The 21,507-nt window shown below is 63.2% G+C and carries 8 protein-coding genes and 3 pseudogenes; 5 read left to right on the top strand and 6 right to left on the bottom strand.

All coding sequences use genetic code 11. From position 1 onward, the window contains the following. From IU450_RS28085 to IU450_RS28095, 3 genes are read right to left on the bottom strand one after another with little or no spacing between them, the layout of a single operon-like run. Positions 1–3,672 (bottom strand): hypothetical protein, encoded by a 3,672-nt coding sequence (locus tag IU450_RS28085; protein WP_195152748.1) that lies wholly within the window; start codon positions 3,670–3,672, stop codon positions 1–3. Positions 3,673–3,687: 15 nt separating this feature from the next. Beyond that, positions 3,688–4,041, bottom strand: a complete 354-nt coding sequence (locus IU450_RS28090) for a hypothetical protein (protein ID WP_195152749.1) — start codon at positions 4,039–4,041, stop codon at positions 3,688–3,690. 53 nt (positions 4,042–4,094) lie between these two features. Beyond that, positions 4,095–4,439 carry a hypothetical protein gene (locus tag IU450_RS28095; RefSeq protein ID WP_195152750.1) on the bottom strand — a complete coding sequence of 115 codons (345 nt, stop codon included), beginning with the start codon at positions 4,437–4,439 and terminating at the stop codon, positions 4,095–4,097. Positions 4,440–5,324: 885 nt separating this feature from the next. Between IU450_RS28095 and IU450_RS28100 the strand changes: the two genes are divergently transcribed. Further along, a complete protein-coding gene (locus tag IU450_RS28100) occupies positions 5,325–6,443 on the top strand; it encodes a DUF2235 domain-containing protein (RefSeq protein ID WP_195152751.1) in 1,119 nt (372 codons plus the stop codon). A 61-nt stretch (positions 6,444–6,504) separates the two neighbouring features. Next, positions 6,505–6,753: pseudogene (locus tag IU450_RS41405) on the top strand (SpvB/TcaC N-terminal domain-containing protein); the annotation flags it as partial. A 21-nt stretch (positions 6,754–6,774) separates the two neighbouring features. Here IU450_RS41405 and IU450_RS28110 read toward each other — a convergent pair. From IU450_RS28110 to IU450_RS28120, 3 genes and pseudogenes are all read right to left on the bottom strand, one after another. After that, positions 6,775–7,578, bottom strand: a pseudogene (locus IU450_RS28110) (IS630 family transposase); the annotation flags it as partial. Continuing rightward, positions 7,565–7,753 carry a helix-turn-helix domain-containing protein gene (locus IU450_RS40145; protein ID WP_267470628.1) on the bottom strand — a complete coding sequence of 63 codons (189 nt, stop codon included), beginning with the start codon at positions 7,751–7,753 and terminating at the stop codon, positions 7,565–7,567. The gene IU450_RS40145 and the pseudogene IU450_RS28110, both read right to left, overlap by 14 nt. 441 nt (positions 7,754–8,194) lie before the next feature. After that, positions 8,195–8,260 (bottom strand): annotated as a pseudogene (locus tag IU450_RS28120) (ATP-dependent Clp protease proteolytic subunit); the annotation flags it as partial. 861 nt (positions 8,261–9,121) lie between these two features. On the opposite strand from IU450_RS28120, the gene IU450_RS28125 reads away from it, so the two are divergent. Genes IU450_RS28125 through IU450_RS28135 form a run of 3 tightly spaced genes read left to right on the top strand, consistent with a single transcriptional unit; the run spans position 9,122 to position 21,458 of the window. Continuing rightward, entirely contained in the window at positions 9,122–9,961 is an 840-nt protein-coding gene (locus IU450_RS28125) for an encapsulin (RefSeq protein ID WP_195152752.1), read from the top strand. Positions 9,962–10,003: 42 nt separating this feature from the next. Then, on the top strand, positions 10,004–17,698 hold the full coding sequence (locus IU450_RS28130) for a neuraminidase-like domain-containing protein (protein WP_195152753.1): 7,695 nt from the start codon (positions 10,004–10,006) through the stop codon (positions 17,696–17,698). A 16-nt stretch (positions 17,699–17,714) separates the two neighbouring features. Continuing rightward, positions 17,715–21,458: a toxin gene (locus tag IU450_RS28135; RefSeq protein ID WP_228835244.1), complete on the top strand. Its 3,744-nt coding sequence runs from the start codon at positions 17,715–17,717 to the stop codon at positions 21,456–21,458. Positions 21,459–21,507 lie beyond the last annotated feature (49 nt).

Below are 21,507 nucleotides of genomic sequence, written 5' to 3' on the forward strand. Positions count from 1 at the left end.
TCAGACCCCCATCGCGAACGACTCGAAGTAGGAATTCCACATGTCCTGCCCGCCGGCGTCCGGCGGCATGATGTCGAGCATCCGCGGATCGCCGCGGGATCCGGCGAGCTGGCGTTCGCAGGTGACCTCCACCGATGCCGAGAAGTACAGCACCTCGACCTCGACGGTGAGGCTAGCGCGGCCGATCAGCTTGCCGGAGTCGGAGTGGTAGGTGAGCGACAGTTCCAGCGTGATCGACGCGGAAATCAAGCCGAGGACGTCCACTTGGCCGCGGATACGGAAGTACCCGGTCAGTTGGCCGTTGGTGTCCTCGAGTCGCAGGTAGACCCCGACCGAGACGGAGACCGATCCGGAGGCCACGCCGAGGTCCACGGCCAGGCAGGCGCAGGCCTCAAGACCCATTTCTAGCACGACCATCTTCTGCGGGCTCAGGCGCAACGCCACCCAGCCGCCTCCACCGATGCACATGACGGTGAGCCGGAACGGATTCTCCTTGCTGCAGAAGCCGAATCCGACGGTCACCGCCTCACCGAGGAACGGAATGCGGCAGTCCGCGGACAGCGCGATGTTCTGCAGGCTGAACACACCGACCGCGACACTCGGCAGGGCCAGGTCGAATCCGGCGGTGACGCTGTCGGTGGAGATGTCCACGTACGGCGGGTCGGAGAAGCCGTCGAACGGGATCAGCTCACGGATCTTCTCGATGAACGAGAGCGGGCCGAGGAATTGGAGTCGGTCGAAGACGACGTCGACCTCGGGTTTACCGCCGGTGGAGGTGCGGAAACCCAAGCGGCCGAAGCGCATCGACATCAGCGCAGCGTCGCCCGGCATGAGGATCAGTTCGAACGCCCGCAGCTGGGCGCTGACGTCGACCCGCGGCTTGTCGTGATCGGTGGTGCGGACCTCGACGGCGAGGGTCAAACCGTCCTTGTCCGTTTTGAAGACCGGAGCCGTCTCCGGATCGAGACCGGAGAGCGTCCAATTGTGGATCAGCGGGTGCCATTCGAACCGCATGACATTCGACAAGGTCGGTGCGCGCAGTGCGGCAAGCAGATTCGCGCCCTGCGCCAGGGTGGAGATGGTGTGCAACGCGGCCGCGGGCTTTTCCAGCGCACCCCGCATCATGGCGGGCAGGACCGGATCCGCGAGGATCGCGTCGAGGCTCGCCAGCTTGCCGGAGAAGGCGGCGGCCTCCGCAGCAGCGGCCTGTGCTTGTCCGTCGAGGACATTGGTCAGGGCGTTGTGCAGATCGTCGGCGGCGCCGACCAGGGTGGTGCGGGCATTGTCGACCTTCGCCTGCAGCGCTTGCAGCCGTTGCTTGGCCGCATCGTTGGCACTGTTGACCGCATCCACGCCCAGATCGCTGCTCGCCTGGTTCAAGGTGGCGATCAGCCGGGCGAATTCCGATGTCAGCGAATCGATCATTCCGAGTTGCTCGGTGATCAGATTCGGTGCCCGGACCAGGTCGACGGCGTCCTTCACGAGGATGTCCAGGAGCGGGAAGAGCCCGAAGAGTTTGGGCAGAGCGCCGGCCAGGAACGCGGTCGGATCGAAGTGCCCCTGGCTCAGCGCACTTCCCGGGCCGACACTCGAGTCGCCGATCGCACCGTGTTTGCGGGACAGCGCGGACACGCCGACGCTGGGTTCGATGAAACCACCGCCCTTGTCGGTGCCCGTGGCGAAGTCCAGTTTCTGGCGGTCGGTCAGCGTCAGGAACACTTCCGCCTGATCGGCGAAACCAACTGATTGGTAGGTGGGTTCGTAGCCGACCTGGGTGGGTTGCCGGCCGCCGCTGATGACGTTGAGCGCCGGGATCGCGACGAAGGCTCGCGCCATCTGCGGAGTGCTGGTGCGCGAGTTCGGGAAGTGCACGCCACCGAGGTCGAAGACGTTGACCCGGAAGGTGGTGTCGCCCTTGGCGGTCGGCGGCGCCATCGCGACTTCGGCGTCGTTCAGCGCGACTCGTCGCTGTGCGGGTTGCCAGTGGGTCAGGATCTTGTTCGTGTCGGCGCCGTCGGCGAGTTCGGGCACCAGGCACAACACCGCGAGCATGTCCACCGGCTGACCGCTGTGGTCGATACCGGTGACCTTCCACCGGTAGTCCTTGCCGCCGATCGTCGGAACGATCGGGTCCGTGTGATTGACGTCGATGAAGTCCAGGTCCGGGGTCACCGGTGGGTCGACCGACACGATCGGGAACGGGAACGAGGTGAGCACCGACTTGAACGCGGGGTTCGCCGCGTAGTCCCTGGTGCGTTCGCGCACCACGAGGAAGGTCCGCCGCTTCAGATATGCGACCGGGTTGTCGCCGACGTCGATGCGGCGCTCGGTGAGGTTCACCAGGGTGACGTGATTGCCGAACGGGAACAGAATCGCCGGGGTCTCGACGCGAACGTAGGCGTCACGGCCCATCGGCGCGAGGTGGCGATAGGCGCTCAGCGGTGTGAAGGGCTGGCCGGTGACCGGGTCCTTGCCCGGCTGATATGTCTCGGGCCACGTCGCGTGCCAGTCCACCCACGCGCCGATCGCGCTGAGATGCAGCCGCCGCACGGACAGGGGAGTGGGCACAATCGGCGTGCCGTCTTTGGTGGCTTCCCGGCGGTCCGCGGTCTGCCGCACGATGGCCTGACGGGTCAGCCGGTCCAGGGACGCGTCGAAGGACTGGTCTGCGGTGCCGGCGTCCAGATCGCGGGTCCAGACGGCCCGCACGATGCGTTGCTTGTCGTCCTGCTCGTCGACCTGCGCGAACTTTCCGTCGACCTCCCGGCGTACGCCGAGCCGGGTCGCCCACAGCTCGAGACGGGTGGGATCGCCCGGGGCGGCGGACAATTCGCTGTTGTGCACGAAGCCGCCGCACGGGCTCGGGGAGACGATCAAGCGGAAGGGCGCCTCGATGGCCGTCTGATCCGGGTCCGGCGGTGCAGGTGTCGTCGGCGTGTCCGCCGGAACGGGAACATTCGGCTCCGGGGCGGGTGTCGCGAGCTTGGTGACCCGCAGCGGGAAGGTGGTCAGCGCGGCGAGGACACCGGTGATCGAATATTCGATCCCGGTGTCCTTCGCGACTGCGAAGACGACCCGGGAGTCGTTCGCCGCCAACGCCTTCGCAGTCGTGGTCGGCGGGCCAGCGAACCACTCCTCGAGCAGGTTCTGGCTGCCGAAGCGGACGATGATGTGGGCGTCGTCGGTGACCGCGACCAGACGCGAGGTCCGGTTGTCCGTGACCATGCGACATCCGTTGGCCTCGCATCGAAGGTCCAGCAAGTCGGCGGGACGCAGCAGCCGGAATGCGATCGGCTGCGGTGGTAGATCCGGTCCGGATGGAGACTGCGGCTGCAGCAATGATTCGAAGTCGGTGATCTGCTTCCCGTACCGCTCGTTGAAGGCCGCCAGGATCGCCCACTTGAGCAGCTCCATATCAACGTCTTCAACACGCCGCGGGGACGGATTGCCGGGTGAATCTTCGTATTTGAAGACGATTACGTCGATATACACCGGCCGCGCCAGCGCTCTAGCGCCAAGTAACTGCAGCAGCGCCTCTGCGATGGCCGGGAACGGAGTGGACGAGGCATTGCCCAGCCAGTCCAGCAGGGCGATCTTATGCACGCTGTGATCTATGCCCACCGCGTTGAGGGCCTCGATAACAGATTCGGGGTCGCCGAAGTCAGGTGGCATGGCAAACCTTAACTTTCACTCCGCGGGGGAACACAATGATTCGAAGTCGGTGCTCTGCTCCCCGTACCGCTCGTTGAAGGCCGCCAGGATCACCCACTTGAGCAGCTCCATATCAACGTCTTCAACACGACGCGGGGACGGATTGCCTGGTGCCTGTTCGTATTTGAAGACGATTACGTCGATAGCTACTGGCCGCGGCAGCGCTCTAGCGCCAAGTAACTGCAGCAGCGCCTCTGCGATGGCCGGGAACGGAGTGGACGAGCGGTTGCCCAGCCAGTCCAGCAGGGCGATCTTAGCCACGCTGAAATCTATGCCCACCGCGTTGAGGGCCTCGATCACAGATTCGGGGTCGCCGAAGTCAGATGGCATGGCAAACCTCAACTTTCACTCCGCCAGGGAACGCGCCGCCACGGCCGTCACAATTAATTCTTCAACAAAGACGTGAAGTCTGTTTCGCCCGTGCCGTAGCGCGAGTTCGAAGCCTCCAGAACCGCTGCCATCAGCATGGATTGATCGATGTCCTCGACGCGGCGCGGAGAGCTGCCCGATCGTTGCTCATAGTTGAAGACGACCACATCAAGGTACACCGGACGTCGTAACGGTTTCGGACTCAACAGGTTCATAACCGCAGCCGCTATCGCCGGAAAGGGGGTGAAGTCGGGGTTACCCAGCCAGGAGATAAGATCTGAACGCTGCACGCTGAAGTCCACTCCCACGTTAGCGAGACGGGTAAGCGCTGCTTCGGCTGCTTCGGTATCGGTAGGCATTTCCGTACCTCCAGTTGGTTTGGATTCTGAGCAACACATGTCGAAAAGGGGATTGTGGCACCTCGCAGACACGTCTATTAGTTACGGCTGCGTCCCGCCGAGGTGGATGGCCCAGATTGTCGTATCGTCGCGAGCGTCTCAGCGGCTGCGTCGCCGATATCCTGCCGATTCTACTAAATGTTCGCACGCGGATCGAGCAAGTCCAACTATCTCGCGGGATGTCGCTGGGAGTGTCTTCGAAGGTGTTGTCGCCGAGACGATCTGTTCCGGGCACAGTTCCGCGTTGTGGCGCGCGACCCAGCGGTGCTCGCGCACCGAGTTTCGCCTCGGCCCGATACCGCGGCCGAAGGATCATCGAGCGCGTTCACGATATTACAGTAAGCCCTCGGGCGGTGTCATGGGTCGATAGCTGACCGTCATGCCGCCGCCAGTGCTGAATGCTTTCGATCTCGAACTCGACCGCCGTGCGCTTGGCGGATTCGGATGCTCGTCGAAGTCCATGACGAAGGCAGGCGCCGCCCGGCCTTACCTCTCCGAAACCACCCGCGCGCTGCTCGACAAGCCGGTCGTACCCGAGGCGACCGCCCGTCATGGTTGCCACCCCGAAGGGGCCGCCCTTAGGAGTGCCACCTTCACACCACCCGGACGGACTGGGCGAGCACTACCCGAGTTGCGCCATTTTTGGATTCTCGCTCAGCGCACGTGCTCTGCGCATGGGTATTGGAAAATTCTTTCCACGCGGTTCCCCGCCCCCGCGTCGCTGGTTTCGGGTCGGGCACGTTGTGATCACCGTTTGGGCGATGTGGCGGAAATTTGCAGCAGCTGTCCTGGAACGGCGCAAAGCTAGATCGACAGCTCTTAGGCGTGCGTCGAATAGGAGCGGAGATGTCGAAAAGTTTGGTGGTGTGCTGCGACGGCACGTGGAACAGCCCGGACCAGCAGAGCCCGACGAACGTGACGAAGGTCTCGTTGGCAATTGCGCCCACGGATCACAGCGGCCGAGAGCAGAGGACTTTCTACCATCTCGGGGTCGGAACCAACCGGTGGGAGCGAATGCGTGGGGGTGCGTTCGGGTTCGGGCTCTCGCGCGACGTCCGCGACACTTACCGTTTCCTCGTGCAGAACTTCGACCCTGGCGATCAGCTCTTCTTCTTCGGCTTCAGCCGCGGCGCATTCACCGCACGTAGCACGGCAGGCTTTGTCCGAAACTGTGGCATTCTGCGGCGAGAGCACTATGACCGCGTCGACGAGGCGTATGGGCTCTACCGCAGCAAGAGCAGTAAGACACATCCGCGCGGGATCGAGGCAACACTCTTCAGGCGCTCGTACTCCCACGAAACACGCATCCGCTTCATCGGTGTCTGGGATACCGTGGGTTCTCTTGGTATTCCGCTCGGCGGGCTCGGCCTGGCCAAGTTGATCAACCGCCGGTGGGAGTTCCACGACACGAAACTGAGCCGCAGCGTCGACGCGGCGTTTCAGGCACTGGCGATCGACGAAAAACGGGGACCGTTCCGGCCGGCTCTCTGGACGCCCCAGGAGGACCCCCCGGCAGGTCAGCGAGTGGAGCAGGTATGGTTCGCCGGCGTTCACTCCGATGTCGGCGGCGGCTATCCGACACATGGGATAAGCGACATTCCGCTCATGTGGATGGTGGATCGCGCCCGTGGCTGCGGCTTGGCTTTCCGTCCGGACGCCTTCACCCACCGCGCATCCGGCGGTGCTGAACCATCCACAGACGACGAGATGATGGGCGTGTGCACGGCTGTCCACCCCGATCCGCTCGGCGACTTACACGAGTCCCGCAAGGGCGCCTATCGGATGATCCCTCCATTCGTCCGAAGCCTTGGCGTCAGCGATGAGGCTCACGAATACGTCGCTTCAAGTGCAGTTGAGCGGCGCCAGGAGAAACCGGATTACCGGCCGCCGGCCCTGGATGCATATCTCGACGGCAAGCCCCGAATCATGCCGGTCGAATCCCGACTGCCATCAACCACCGCATGATCAATCAGCATCCAATGAGGGGTGTCCGTGACAACCCGATGATCAACGAGACAGGACATGGGACACCTCGACGCACCATGTTCGGCGGTTCCAAAGCCGGCGCGAGGCCACCTTCCAGCGGATCGCGCAGTGGACTTCCAACACCGACGGTTGTGTGCACTGGCGGGTACGGCGACCCGACGGCAGTATCGCAGTCTTCGGTCGACGCGCAGACGGTTCCGGCCGAATCCAGGACCCCGCGCACACCGACCGGGCGTACGAGTGGCTGTTCAAGGCGCGATACGACCGATTCGGAAGCGCGATTCGCTAGTGCCGCGTCACGCAACGTTGGTTAGATAATCCGGGTACCGGATCTTGGAACCGACGGCGAAGTCTCGGATCGGTGCGGTGTGCTGGTTACGCCAGCGGATGTAGTCGGCGATGCGTCGTCCTGTTCGCTGTGGCTGCGGTGGTCGGTGCCGTTGAGTGCGAAGTACCGCAGGGCGGCGAACTCGCATGCGATCCTGTTCAACCAGGACGAATACGTCGGTAGGAACACCAGCTCGACTTGGTTGCCGGCACACCATTCGCGCACTTCGCGGCGCTTGTGAACGGAGTAATTGTCCAGGATCAGGTACAACTTCTCACCCGGCCATCGGGTCTGCAGGGATTTCAGAAACGTCAGGAACTCCGTCCAGCGTTTCCGGTCGCGGATGCGGTAGTACAGCTGCCCGGTGGCCAGGTCGAGCGCACCGAACATGTGCCGAACGCCCTGGGTGCGGTTGTAGGTGGCCCGCAGCCTGACCGGTCGGCGTTTCGGGAACCAGCCGCGGCCTGACCTCGGTTGCAGGTTGAGCGGCCCGCACTCGTCCACACAGACCACGCGTCCATCGGCGGGCGGGTGGTCGTAGAGGTCGAGCACCCGCGCCATCTTCTCCTGGAAGTCCGGGTCATTGCTCGCCTTCCAGGTCTTGGTGGCCTGCCACGACACTCCACCGGCCTTCAGGATCCGCCGGACAGTTTCGCGGCTGACATCAGCAACCTTGTTGATTCGCAACACTTCCGCCAGCTTCGATAGGCTCCACGTCGCGAACGGCCAGCCCAGGTCACGGGGCCAGCACCGAGCGATCTGACAGATCCGATCACGCGTCGCTCGATCGGTCTTCGCCGGTCTGCCCCCGGCTCCATTTTGGGTCCAGTGCTTCGAAACCCTTCTCGTTGAAGTCGTGGATCACTTGCCGCACATACGATTCCGACACCTGCATCAGCTTCGCGATCAACCCGACCGGCTGATGCTGCGCCGACGCCATCACCACCACCGCCCTCCGCATCCGGACCAGCTGCTTGCTGCGGCGGGCGATCTGGGCCAGCCTGCGGCCCTCTTCCGGGGTCACCGCCCTGACGAACACATCCGGCTTCCGAGCCACCGGCACCACCTCCACGGAAACCGGGGTACATCAAAGTCTCCGAACTCACCGGGGCGATTCAGTCGTCGGGGCCGATCCTGTGTTTAGCACTGGTGTCCGGAGGGACACATGCGCTAACCACGGGGATCGACCTGGGAAAGCGTGGCGGCAGAGATCTGTAGCAGTGTGCGACGCCGCCCTTGTGTACGCACAGGCAGGACGGGGCGTCGGCCAGTCTCGGTATCCGTGCTGTGTCGGCTCGGCAAACCGGAGGGCAGAGCTCTGTGCTGCAGTTATGAATGATCCGGTGCACAAGCCAGTGAACCCACCCTCACCGTGAGGATTCACCTCCGCCTGGTGCTTGAAAGAGCACAGCTTGTTCGCGATGTCGTCGTCGACCTGGATGCAGAAGATGATGCGCTCACGCAGCAAGCGCTCGCCGCGCTGGGTAAACCCTCGACACCGATGCGTTGACCATCCGCCTGAGGTCCTTTGGCGGGGAGCATCCCTTCCGCCGATAAGGAAAGAGCCACACCAACCTCCGCGCAAATCCCGCCGCATACTGATGCGCGTAGCCAGCTACTCAACTTCCGGTTTGCAGACCCGATTATAGATGGTTCTCAAAACTGTCACGAGGTTATTCTGCAGCGACAGTCACGTTGTGAGAAAGCAGGAAGCGGGACACGATCGCCACGTTGCGGATCTCAAGATTAGATCATTACGGTTGCTATTCGCTGCCTTAGATCAACTGTTCGCAGCTTCGATGCTATGCGCCATAGTGGAGAGTACGGTAATTGCAGGTAGTCAGTCGGTTGCGAATTAGGTAGTCAGCTACTCGATGGAGCCGCGGCCGAGCGCGAAGACACCGACGGGATGCGCGGGTGTGCGGTTAGCAAGATCCCAAAAAAGCGCTTGGGGGCGCGGTCCGCGCCAGGGCAGATTTAGTTGTCAACTAAATGGAGAAACAAATGCTTCCTCCTCTACACCTTGCGAGAAAAGGTCGGTGGCCGCTGCGGGCTATGGGACTATAGGCAACTGCCGCACGAAAGTCGGTGGTCGACCATGCGATTCGAGTAGGCCACTACTCGCGTTGAGTTCGAGTCCGCAGTAGACGATGGATCTTGCACGAAAACGTCTGGAGATGCATAGGTCCTTCGACAGGCGAAGAAACTATGATTCTGAGATGGCTAGGCAAGGCGATCAACTACGAATCGAATCATTAGCCATTGCATGGTGCGGGCCCTGGCGGGGCCTGTCTCCGTCGATGACCGCACGTACCGATAAGGGAGCGTCATGCCAAACGAAGTGGATTGGCCAGAGGCGGTATGGACTGAAATCAACGAAGCCGTCGTCAAGGAAGTGGCTAAAGTCCGTATTGCCCAGAAAGTCTTCCCGACCACGGTGTTCGACAGCGACCCGACCGAGGTGCTCAACGACGTCATCACTTTCCCTGCTCTGACGATCCAAGAGGGCAGCACCAAACCGTTCGTCGAGATCTACCGTGAATTCCCACTGACCAGTGCTCAGGTGAGCAAAGAGAGCGAGAAGAAGGCGGGTAAGACGCTGGCTCGAATGGCAGCCAAGGAAATCGCCCTAGCCGAGGACACGGTCATCCTCCAAGGTGCAAACGGAGCGCTGCCACCGAATGTCCAGACAGAGCAACGTAGCTCGGCGGGCAAGGGGCTCCTAGGAGAGGCTGCGGCGACAACCATCAAAGTGCAGAAGTTGGCCCCGGCCAGAGCAGGTCTGGTGTACGGGGAGAATACATTTGCCGCGGTCACCGACGGCATCGCGCAGCTCACCGCGCAGGGTCAGGCGCCCAACTACGCGCTGGTCCTGCCGACTGCGATATACGCGGACACGTTCGTGCCGCCCAGCCCGGCCAGTCTGCTCACGACCGCGGAACGGATCAAGCCCTTGGTAGAAGGTGGCTTCTACGGCACCGGCACCCTGCCCAAGGACGAGGGATTACTTGTGGCGCTCGGCGGTGAGCCGACGAGTCTCTACGTCGGTCGCGAGGCCGTTACCGAGTTCGTCCGAAAAGCGGGCGCGACTTTTGTCTTTCGAGTCGTGGAGCGAGTGCAGTTCGTCGCTCGCGACGCGCGCGCGTTCGTGCTGCTGAAGTTCGCGTAACTGCGCTCTCGAACTGTCGGCAACCGTCCAAGGAGAGCGTCCGTGGCTGAGAAACTTAGTGCAGGCGCGATCGGCGCCGAGGTGGCGCGGCTACATGAAGAGCTCCGGCGGCACAAGCTCGAAATCCCGGACTCGGAGCTGCGTCGCGAGTTCTTTGGGCCGGGCACACGCGAAGCCGTCCTGGCATGCCAACGGGAACACGGAATCGAATGCAGCGGCGAGGTGGACGAGCCGACCACCGCCCTGTTGTCCGGGAACCCGTTACCGGGGGCGGGCCGCGTTGCGAGTCCCGGCGCGACGGCCGCCCGCGCGGCCCCGCGTGCGCCGAAACCTGGCCCGGAGGCCTCATCAGCTCGGGCCGAGGATGCCCCGCGACGGATACCGACGCCTGGCGTTGGCACGGTGGTGGCGGCCGAACGTTCGCCGGTCGGCGCAAGCCGGAAAGCGGCTGCCTCGGGCGAGAGGAGCGTTAGCGGGCGAATCTTCCTCGAGCACGGCGTCCCCGCGGCGAATGTCAGGCTTCGGCTCTACCAGCGCGGGTTCGGCGGTGCGGCAACTCTTCTCAAGGAAGTACGGACCGACGAGCGCGGTTTGTACGACGCGCGATACGGCGTGTCGAAAGGCCTCGCCAACATCGAAATCCGCGCGGTCGCCGGCGATCGCGAGATCCCGCTGTCGAAAACCAAACTCGCGGTTGGGGAGAACACCGTCCTGAACCTTATGGCGCCGACTTCGCTCAGCCCATCGGGTCCCGAATACGCCCGGCTGTCGGCTGACGTGACTCGTGAGATCGGCAGCATGGCGAAGCTCGCGGGGGCGCGCGAGAACGCCGAACAGCGTGACCTATCCGCACTCCATGCAGCCACGGGCTGGGACGCGCGCGCCCTGGCATTGGCTGCCACCGCACAGAGGCTGGGGGCGGATCCGCACGTCGGGCTCTCCCCACAGGGACTCTACGGACTGTTCCGCGCGGGTTTGCCCACCGACAAGCTACTGCTGGCCCAAGTGGACACCGAGACCGTGGGGCAAGCGCTGGAGAACCTCGACAAGAAAGGAATCATCGACCTCGCCCCGGAGGAGATCGCGGCGTTCAAGCGCGATTTCAAAACGTTCGCCGACACCGTGCGGCTGGCCGCTTCCGCGCCGGGAACGCAGACAACCTATGGCCAGCTGCTGGACGCGGCCGATATCGGCGATGACCGGGACAAATTTACGCGAGTCTTCCTCAACCACCGCGGAGACCCCGCAGACCTTTGGCAGGCCGCACGCGCGGCCAAGGTCGACGACAAGGCGATCGGCAAGCTGCAGTGGCAGGGCAAGCTGGCGTACCTGACCGGCAACAGCGGCACGGTCACCAAGCACCTCATGCAGAAGCTGGTCGGCGAACCCCTGCACCCTGGCGAGGCACCGCAGCTGAACAGCGCAGTCGAATTGGTCAATCAGGACCTCTACGAGCCGGAGCAGTGGAAGACCGAGTTACGTGGGCTGGCCCGGAACGACGACGAGCTCGCGGCACTGATCCCCGCCGCCTACGGCGGCAAGACGGTCGATGATCGCCTCGACGCCTACTCCGAGGACATGGCCCGCAAACTCCGCATCAGCTACCCCACGCAAGTAGTCACCCGGATGGTCGAAAACGACGCCCTCCAGCTCGACGGCGACAAGGACGCGACTATCAAGCTCCTGCAGGAGGCCGCGCCGCAGGGATTCAAGCTGGGCGAGACACCCGTGGAAGCGTTCTTCAACTCCGGCGTCGCCGCGCTGCCCGACGACATGACAGACCGCGACATCGCGGCCGCAAAACAGCAAGTGAAATCGCTGCAACGCCTGTACCAAATCACACCGAACAACGCCAGCATGCCTGTGTTGGCGGCGCTCGGGCTGACATCCGCATACGACGTGACCTCGCTACGCGAGGACGAGTTCTACACGTTGTTCACCGACAAATACATCGAGCTGTACCACAAGCCGCCCAGCAAACCGGAACGCGAGCTGGTATGGCGTAAGGCGCAGCAGGTCAGCTGCATGACCTACAACATCTTCGCGGTGACGAAGAAGCTCGACAGCGACCCACCCCTCCCGGTCATCTCCGGCACTCCCGGCAAGCACGCCGCGGAGAGGAAGGGACTCAAGGACGCCCTCAAGGGGTATCCCACGATGGAGCAGCTGTTCGGGTCGCTCGACTTCTGCGAGTGTGAACACTGCCGCTCGGTGCTCAGCCCCGCCGCCTACCTGGTGGACCTACTCCAGTTCATCGAGGCCGAACCGCGCGCCCGGACCAACTTCCTCAACCGGTGGAAAGACCGCAACGGCACGGCGTATACCGACAACTACCTGTCGCCCTACGATGCGCTGATCAAACGGCGCCCCGATCTGCCGCACATCCTGCTCACCTGCGAGAACACCAACGTCGCACTGCCCTACATCGACATCGTCAACGAAATCCTCGAATACTACGTCGCGAACGACACGCTCACGAAGGAAGCAGCCCGCGACACCGGCGAGGCCACGAGCGCGCAGTTACTCGCCGAACCTCAAAACGTCATCACCGAGGCCTACACACGACTACTGAACGACAAGTATCCGCTCAACCTGCCCTTCGACCTGTGGCTGGAAACGGTGCGCCAGTTCTGCAACTACAGCGAAGCGCCGCTGCCAACCCTGCTCGACACGTTCCGCACCACCGAAAAGCTGTTCGACCCCGCCAACGACTATGACCGGGCGGCCATCTTCATCGAGTCGCTGGGGCTCTCGCCCGTCGAACGCGCAATCATTGCCGATCCCAACCCACTGACCACATGGTGGGAGCTGTACGGGTATGCAACGGTGGATGAGGCCCGAAACGTTGCATCAGACCCGCACACCGAGCAGCGGATCGACCTCAATTCCGCGAAGGCCCTCTCACGGCGCCTGGGAGTGACCTATAAGGAATTGGTCCAGCTGATCAAAACCCGGTTCGTCAACCCCCACTTGACCGGGCTGGCCCTGCTGTACCAACTCCCAGCCAGCATCGCCGAGACGAAATTCTTTCTCGCCCCGGACAATCAGACGTTCTACACCGCCAACAAAGACCTGCTCGAGAAGAACCTCAACGCCGCTCAGAAGGCGCGGCTCAAAGCGCTGCCGAAGGATGACTGGGAGAAACTCTCCGACCTCGGCGCGTATGCGGATCGGGTGACCGCATACGCAGCCGCGTATCAGCTCCAGGCGGCCGACGTTCTGGCGGACCTGGCAGCTCTACCCCTCGACAAAGCCCTCGTGCTGGCCGACCCCGACACCGGGTGCAACTTCGATGAGACCACATTCCGCTACGCCGACACGAAGCCAGCGGATCCCGCCGCGTTCCTGCGTCTGAACCTGTTCGTGCGCCTGTGGCGCAAATTGGGCTGGAGCATCGCCGAGACCGACCAGGCGCTGCGCCTTTTCGTACCCGCCGAAACCCCATACGACGAGACGCATTTCGCTCAGAAACCACTCGACTCGGCACTCATCTACCTGGCACACCTCAAGGAGCTGGACGGCCGGGTGAAAGTGGGCAAGCCGAGCCGAATCAGACTGCTCACACTGTGGTCCGACATCCCAACCGAGGGGAACGGCTCGCTGTACAGTCAGCTCTTCCTCACGCGCAATGTCCTCAAGGCCGACCCGATCTTCGACCACCCGCAGGGCGACTACCTCGCCCCCGCCTGGGTGGCCGCACACGGGGTCGACAAGCCGGCGGATTTCGTGCTGGTGAAGGGTCACCTGCTGGCCATCCAAGCTGCGCTCGGACTGACACCTGGCGAGGTCGACGAGATCCTCGCCGACGCCGGAACCTCTATCGACACCGCGGAACTCTCACTCCCACGTGTGTCGCTGCTCTACCGTTACGGGCTGCTTGCGAAGGCGCTCAAGATCAGCGTCCACAACCTGATCACCCTGAAGACGCTCGTCGGCAAGAATCCGTTCCGGCCGCTCGATCCACACCCATTGACCACCGTGGACCAGGACTACCCGCTCGTCGAAACACTTGAGTTTCTTGACATTGCCGAACAGGTCAAGCAGAGCGGACTGAAGATCGAGGACCTGGACTTCCTGCTGCGACGACACTTCGACGAGTTCGGGCCGCATCGCCGGGACCGGAATGCTACGCACACACTGCTGCGGACCCTCGCGGATGGTGTGCGCGCCATCCAGGCCGAGCATCCGGTGCCGGCAGACCCAGCGGCGTTGACAGAGGAATTCTTGCAGCAGAAGCTGGGGCTGCTGCTGTCACCGAGCAACGTGGAGCAGCTGCTGCGCATGCTGCGCGGGCAAGAGGAACTCAACTTGCTGACCAGGTCATTTTTCGACAACGTGCTCAAGAAGCAGCAGGTACGGCTGCCCGAAGAGGCAGGTTTCCTGACCGAAGCCGACTACCCCGATCTATTCGATTCACTGACGAAGCTCGAGGAAATCGCGCCCACCGACACACAGGAGCAGATCGACGCCAAGCGTGAGAGAAACGAAGAGATCATCGCCTCGAACCGGACGGAAACGCAACGGCGCTGGCAGCGGACCGCCGAGGCGTTCTTGCCCGTGTTGCAGAACCGTCTCATCCGTCAACTGCTGGTGCAGACGCTCGCCGCGGAATCGGGTGCGGACCCGGCCCTGGTGGAAAGCCTTGTCGTCGACGCCCGCCTGCTCACCATGGACGACGAGCCACTGCTCAGCACGCTGATGACTGCAGGAGCGACCGGCCTCGACGCCGACTTCTACACCTCCTCCGACGGTACGGGACCACGCCAGCCCACTGCCGCACGCGCCGACAGCGCGGACACCGACCTGAAAGAGAACAAGGATCCACAGGGCAACGACCTTCCCCCCGCGAACAGCGCCAGATTTGTCGGCTACCTCGTTGCCCCCGCGACCGGCACATACCGGTTCTACATCCAACTCGACAAGGCCGGTGCCGAGGCCCGGCTGACATTCCCACACCTGCCGCAGCCGCTCTTCCTTCAAGGAACCGCGCAGAATCCGCCCGCCCCCCTGGGAACAGGGAAAGACGAGTACCTCGACCTGAAAACCGGTGTGCCATACCGCTTCGAACTGGCCCTCGACAAGCTCGACGGAGGGGGCGCACGGCTACTCGTCCAGAGCGAGACGTCACCACGCGGTAGCCTGACGCAGCTCGACCTCTACTCCGCGGCCGCGCTCGACGCGGCGGAGAAGGCCCACGAGCTACTGGGCAGCGCACTCGTGCTGCTGGATGCGCTCGGCCTCACCGAACGCGAAACGCGATACATCCTCACCCATTCCACACAATGGGGCGGCGTCGACCTCAGCGGACTCCCGACAGACTTGACCAACCGCACCGAGGACACACCCGAAGAGAAGGCGGCCGCGGTCGAGCGTTTCGGGCAGTTCCGGCGTCTGGCCGCGTACGCCCACCTCAAGCGCGAGCTTGCGGGCGGAACGGACGACCTCATCAGCGTGTTCGAGGCCAACGGGACAACTGAGGCCGACCGGCTGCCGAAGACGGTGTACCCGCTGATCGCGCGGCTGGCGCGGCGCGACGTGACGGTGGTGCAAGCGACCGCCGAGGCGCTCTTCACTGCGCCGAACTTCGCCAACGACGAGCATTTGCGGCAATTGTGGGGGGCGCTGCAACTGGTCGAACGGCTCGGCGCGGCGCCCATCGCACTGCAGAGTTGGACCCGGATCCTGGCGCCCAGCGGCGGCGGCCCGCCACCTGCCGAGGACCCGCACTTCGAAATCGCGCGCGGCGTCCGGGAGGCGATCAAATCGCGCTACGACTCGGAGACGTGGCAACGGGTGGCGCAGCCCATCTTCGACCAACTCCGCAAGCGGCAGCGCGACGCCCTCGTCGGCCACATCATGCACCGGGATAACTTCACCAGATCGGAGCAGTTGTACGAGTACTTCCTGGTGGACCCCGGCATGGAGCCGGTTGTGCAAACCTCGCGCATCCGGCTGGCCATCGGCACGGCGCAGTTGTTCGTTCAGCGCTGCCTGCTCAATCTGGAGCCACAGGTCCACCCGTCCGCGATCCTCAACGCCGACCAGTGGGACTGGATGAAACGCTACCGGGTGTGGGAAGCCAACCGAAAAATCTTCCTCTTCCCGGAGAACTGGCTGGAACCGGAGTTCCGCGACGACAAAACGCACCTGTGCACCGAGCTCGAGTCCGCCCTGATGCAGGGCGACGTCACAGCCGACCGGGTCGATGATGCGTTCCTCAACTATCTACGCAAGCTCGAAGAACTGGCGCGGCTCGACATCGTGGCGATGCATTTGGAGGACAAGCCCGACTTTTCCAAGAACACGCTGCATGTCATCGGTCGGACCTTCAGCGTGCCGCACAAATACTTCTACCGCCGTTTCGCCGACCACGTCTGGAGCCCGTGGGAGCCCGTGAGCGCGGAGATCGAGGGTGACCACCTGGCCCCGGTGGTGTGGCGCAATCGGCTCTACCTTTTCTGGCTGACGTTCCTGGAAAGCGGAAAACCATTCGGCACAGGACCTGCCGATACGAGCGAACTCGACAAGCTGCCCACCGTGCAACGGAAGGTGGAAGTGCAGCTGCATTGGAGCGAGTACGTCGACGGAGAATGGAACACGCACGAATCCGGCGGTTACAGCGCACCTGCCGAGGAACGGATCACTACTATCGTGAGCGGAGACTTCGACCCGCAGCAAGTGTTTGTGCACGTCAAGGTGGTCGAAGATCCCGAACTCGACCAGGAAACCCTCGCAACGACGGCCCAAGCCGGCGTCTACATCACGCTCGGCGCCCCCTTCTGGCAGGAGTACTACCTGGCTAGTCGTAACAGCTCGCCAGAGGCGATGCCTGGCGGCAGCCAGCGGCCATGGCCGCCTTTCTCCGTCGACTGGTGGACCTCGTCCAAACTACGGCCGACTCGCTACGCGGGCGCAGGCAGCAAATTTACCGTTATCACAGCGCTGCACACCAGCACGGAGCCCGGGAAATCCACGTGGGACTATTTGGACATTCTGGGGCAGACAGGTGCATTCACGCTGCTGCCCTGCAACAACGCTCTCACACTGGGCGTTTCTCTCGAGGCATACGAGGACGCGGAGAAGCCCGGCGAAGTGCGAAAGGCGATGGAAGAGAGCATCGCGATCATCGAGAGGCTGATGAAGCCGGTCTTCTTCCAGGACAACAACCACACCTTGTTCGTCGAACCCGAGGTGACTGAACGCACGATCGAGGAATGGCAGGAGTGGGTGACCCGCACCCCGGTACCCGAACCGGAGCTTCCCAAGTTCCACTTGGATCCCACGTGGTGGGAGCGACACGTCGTACCACTTGAACCCGAGTCACTCATCCCGGACCCACTGGGCCCGGTCATCTTCCCCGACCGCGACTCGATCCTCCAGGGCACGGACCGGATCGATTTGCTCATCAACCCGGGGACCGGACTGATCTTCGACGGGCAAGTGATCGACGCGCAGGGCAAGGCACCGATAGAGGTCGTCCCGACGGCCAAGGCCGCGGACCTGATTGCACGGGGTGCCGCAACAATCACAGTGAATGCGGGGAGCGGCATCCCCGCGGCGTCCACAGTCGTCGTGCCATCCGCCGCAATCGCGGGGAACACGGGGTTGGCTCAGGTCAGAAACGGGATGAACATCATCGGCCACGGCGGCTACAACGCGGCGCTGCATCAGAACGTGGAGGCCTTCACCCTCGAGGGCCTCGCCAGATTACAGAGCCCAACCGGCCCGGTGCAGTGACGCGGAAGGAATCCCAATGGCCATCACACAGCCAGCGATGCGGATGCACGGAATCCTGGACAGAGAGAACTCGTTCCTCCGGCAGCGGTATGTAGAGACCACGGAGCAGAAGTACTTCATCGTGCAGGAGCGCGAGGTCTCCTACCGCTTCTCTGCGCACTTCCACCCGTTCGTCGGCCAGCTCACGGACCGGCTGATCCGAGAGGGGACGCGCGGGCTGCAGGCCGCGGACACCGAATACCGTCCGAACGGTGAAGCACTGCCGGAGAGCGTCGAGTTCACCCTCGCACCGGACGCAGAGATCACCGTGCCAGACGGTGCCGGTGTGCTGCTGGCGAAAGAGACCCCAGCGACACTTCAGAACGGCGCGGTCATCACGTTGCCCCGATCGATGCACCTGCGCACCACAGCCGCGGCCGCCGCGAGAGCGCCCCAGGGACTGCGCGCCACGCTGGTCAGCGGGATGGTCCACACTCCCGGGCCGAACGAGGCGGTAACGCTGGCTGCGCAGCAAGCGTTCCTCTTCGGCGACACCATCGTCACACTCAAAAGCACGACCGGGGTCATCCTGTTCAACGGAATGAAGGGCACCATTCCGGCAGGAACCAAGGTACTAGCAGCGCGGGCCATGGAGTTCCCCATCCCAGCAAACACCCCCGCCGTAATCCAGAAGAGCACGCCGTGGCCGCTCCTGTATGGCAACATCATGGACCGCTACAGCCCCTCGCCGAGGCTCGTTCAGCGACCACGGCCCGTCCGCGATCTCGACTTCACCAGCAGGGGCGCATACGCGGTCTACAACTGGGAACTCTTCTTCCATGCGCCACTGACCATGGCGATCCACCTCAGCAAAAACCAGCGCTTCGCGGAGGCACAACGCTGGTTCCACTACATCTTCGACCCCACCGACGACAGCGACGGACCCACACCCGAGCGGTTCTGGAAAGTGCGGCCGTTCCACACCACCGACGTGAAAAAGGTCGAGGAGATCCTGGTCAACCTAGCGAACCCGACAGACGCCACACTCCAAGCCGAGACTGCAGACAGCATCAGCGACTGGCAGCAAACTCCCTTCCGGCCGCATGTGATCGCGCGCCACCGGCAGCAGGCGTTCATGTACAAGACTGTGATGGCGTACCTCGATAACCTCATCGCCTGGGGCGATTCGCTGTTCAGCCAGGACACCGGTGAGACGATCGACGAGGCGCTCATGCTCTACGTGCTCGCCGCCAGCATCCTGGGCCCGCGGCCACAAGCTGTGCCAGCAAAGGGGACAGTGAAGCCGCAAACGTATGACAACCTCCGCAAGGACCTCGCCCAATTCGGCACAGTCCTGCGCGACGTCGAAGCCGAAGCGCCCTACGACCTGATGCCACTGCCTGCCCAGGACGGCGCCACCAACCCGCAAGCCGGCTCGATGCGCAGCCTGGGTAAAGCGCTGTACTTCTGCGTGCCGCGCAATGACAAACTCATGGGCTACTGGGACACCGTATCCGACCGGCTGTTCAAGATCCGCAACAGCCTGAATCTGCAGGGTGTATTCCGTCAGCTGGCGCTTTTCGAGCCGCCCATCGACCCCGCCCTGCTGGCTCGCGCCGCCGCGGCCGGGGTGGACATCTCGGCGATCGTCAGCGGCCTGAACCAACCGCTGCCCCTGGTCCGGTTCCAGCTCCTCCTGCAGAAAGCGCTCGAGCTCGCGCAGGAAGTCAAAGCCCTTGGGGGCAGCCTGCTCGCGAACATGGAGAAAGAGGACGGGGAGGCGGTGGCCCTTTTACGCGCCAGACACGAGAAAGCCGTTCTGGAGCTCGTCGAGCGCGTCAAGTATGCGCAACTGCAGGATGCCATCAAATCGAAGGAAGGGCTGACAACTTCCCTGCAGAACGCGCTGCAACGCTACGCCTATTACGAGCGGCAACTCGGCAAGTCGCCCGACGAGATCACCCACGCCGTGCCGAGTTTCGTGGACCTGAAGGCCGACGAACTCGAGAAACTGAAGTTCACCGCCGATGAAGGCGCGGTGCCTATCCGCGAGATCGATGTGGACATCGCCTCCGATGCGACCGGTCAACCTGGTAGCGGAAAGTTGTTGAGCTCACATGAGGCGCTCGAAGACGAGCTGCTCGAGTACGCACAAATCGCCACCGACGCAAGCAACCTGCTCAGCAGCCTTGGCTCCGCAGCCTCCATCGTCCCCCAGTTCGATGTGGCCGCAGAACCGTGGGGCGTGGGCGGCCGCACGAGCTTCGGCGGCTCGAACGTCGGCGCCGGCATCCAAGCCACCGCCACCCTGGCCAGAGGGGTAGCGGACCGGCTGAACTTCGAGGCGCGGCGCGCGGCCCGCATCGACGGGTTCGCCCGCCGCGAACGCGAGTGGGCTTTCCAGAGCAACCTCGCCGCGGGAGAAATCACCCAGATTTTCAAACAGATCCGGGCAGCTGAGATTCGGCAGGCGATCGCAGAGATGGAACTCGCCAACCACCGAACGCAGATGAAGCACGCGGCGGAGATCGAGCACTTCCTCAACGAGGAAGGAACGAACAAAAAGGGCAAAAGGACCAACAAGGCGCTCTACACCTGGCTCAAACGCGAAGTCAAGGGACTCTACGCCCAGTGCTTCCAGTTCGCCTTCGACGCCGCGAAGAAGGCGGAACGCGCCCTCCAGCACGAACTCGGTGACACGAGTCTGACATATCTGCAGTTCGGCTACCTGGCAGGCAAAGAGGGACTGCTCGCGGGTGAGCGACTGTACCTCGACCTCAAACGCATGGAAATGGCCTACCTGGAACTCAACCGCCGCGAATATGAACTGACCAAACACGTGAGCCTCGTTCAGCTGGACCCGCAGGCGCTGATCCAACTGCGCGAGACCGGCCGCTGCACAATCAGACTCAACGAAGACATCTTCAACATGGACGGGCCGAGCCACTACTTCCGTCGCATCAAAAATGTGGCCGTCACCATCCCTTGTGTGACAGGACCGTACGCCGGCGTCAACTGCACACTGACCCTGCTCAAGAGCAGCATCCGCAAGACTAGCGTCCCCGGGGACAGGCCGTACGCCTGGGAGAATTCCGAGGACGACCGGTTCGCGAACTACCACGGCAGCATGCAGTCGATCGTCACCAGCTCCGGACAGAACGACAGTGGAATGTTCGACACGAACCTGCGCGACGAGCGCTACCTGCCCTTCGAGAACTCGGGCGTAATCAGCGACTGGCAGCTACAGCTACCGGCCAATCCCAGCGCAGGCGAGCCGACGCAGTTCGACTACAACACCATCAGCGATGTAGTGCTACATGTGCGCTACACCGCCCGCGAAGGCGGCGAAGCATTACGGAAGGCGGCGGTTGACGACCTACAGACAAAGATCAACGAAGCCATGGCGATCGGGTCGGTCCGACTGTTCTCGCTTCGCCATGACTTTCCCGATGCCTGGGCCGCGTACAAAGCGGCCCCCAAGGTAGGCGACTTCCGAGCGTTCACGATGAAGCTCGGGCCGCAACACTATCCCTTCTGGAGCACGTCGAAGACGGGCAAAGTTATCGCTGCGGCGCTCATTGCCCGAGCCACGGGCCCCGTCACGGTCGCTGCGCCCGACGGCCGAAACACCGACGCTCTCGGCGCATTCCTCGGTGACCTGACACGCACTGAAATCACCAATGCGCCGAAACCACCATTCAACGGTGAATGGAGCGTCGCGCTCACCGCCGACGGCATCGAGGAGGCGTGGCTGCTGGTTCATTGGGGACTCGAAGAGTAGTCGGTACTGCGCCGAGCCATTTCGTTCGGGCAAGGAGGGTGCGTGCTGC

This window comes from Nocardia abscessus (assembly GCF_015477775.1).
In the GTDB taxonomy this organism is placed as follows: Bacteria; Actinomycetota; Actinomycetes; order Mycobacteriales; family Mycobacteriaceae; genus Nocardia; species Nocardia abscessus_A.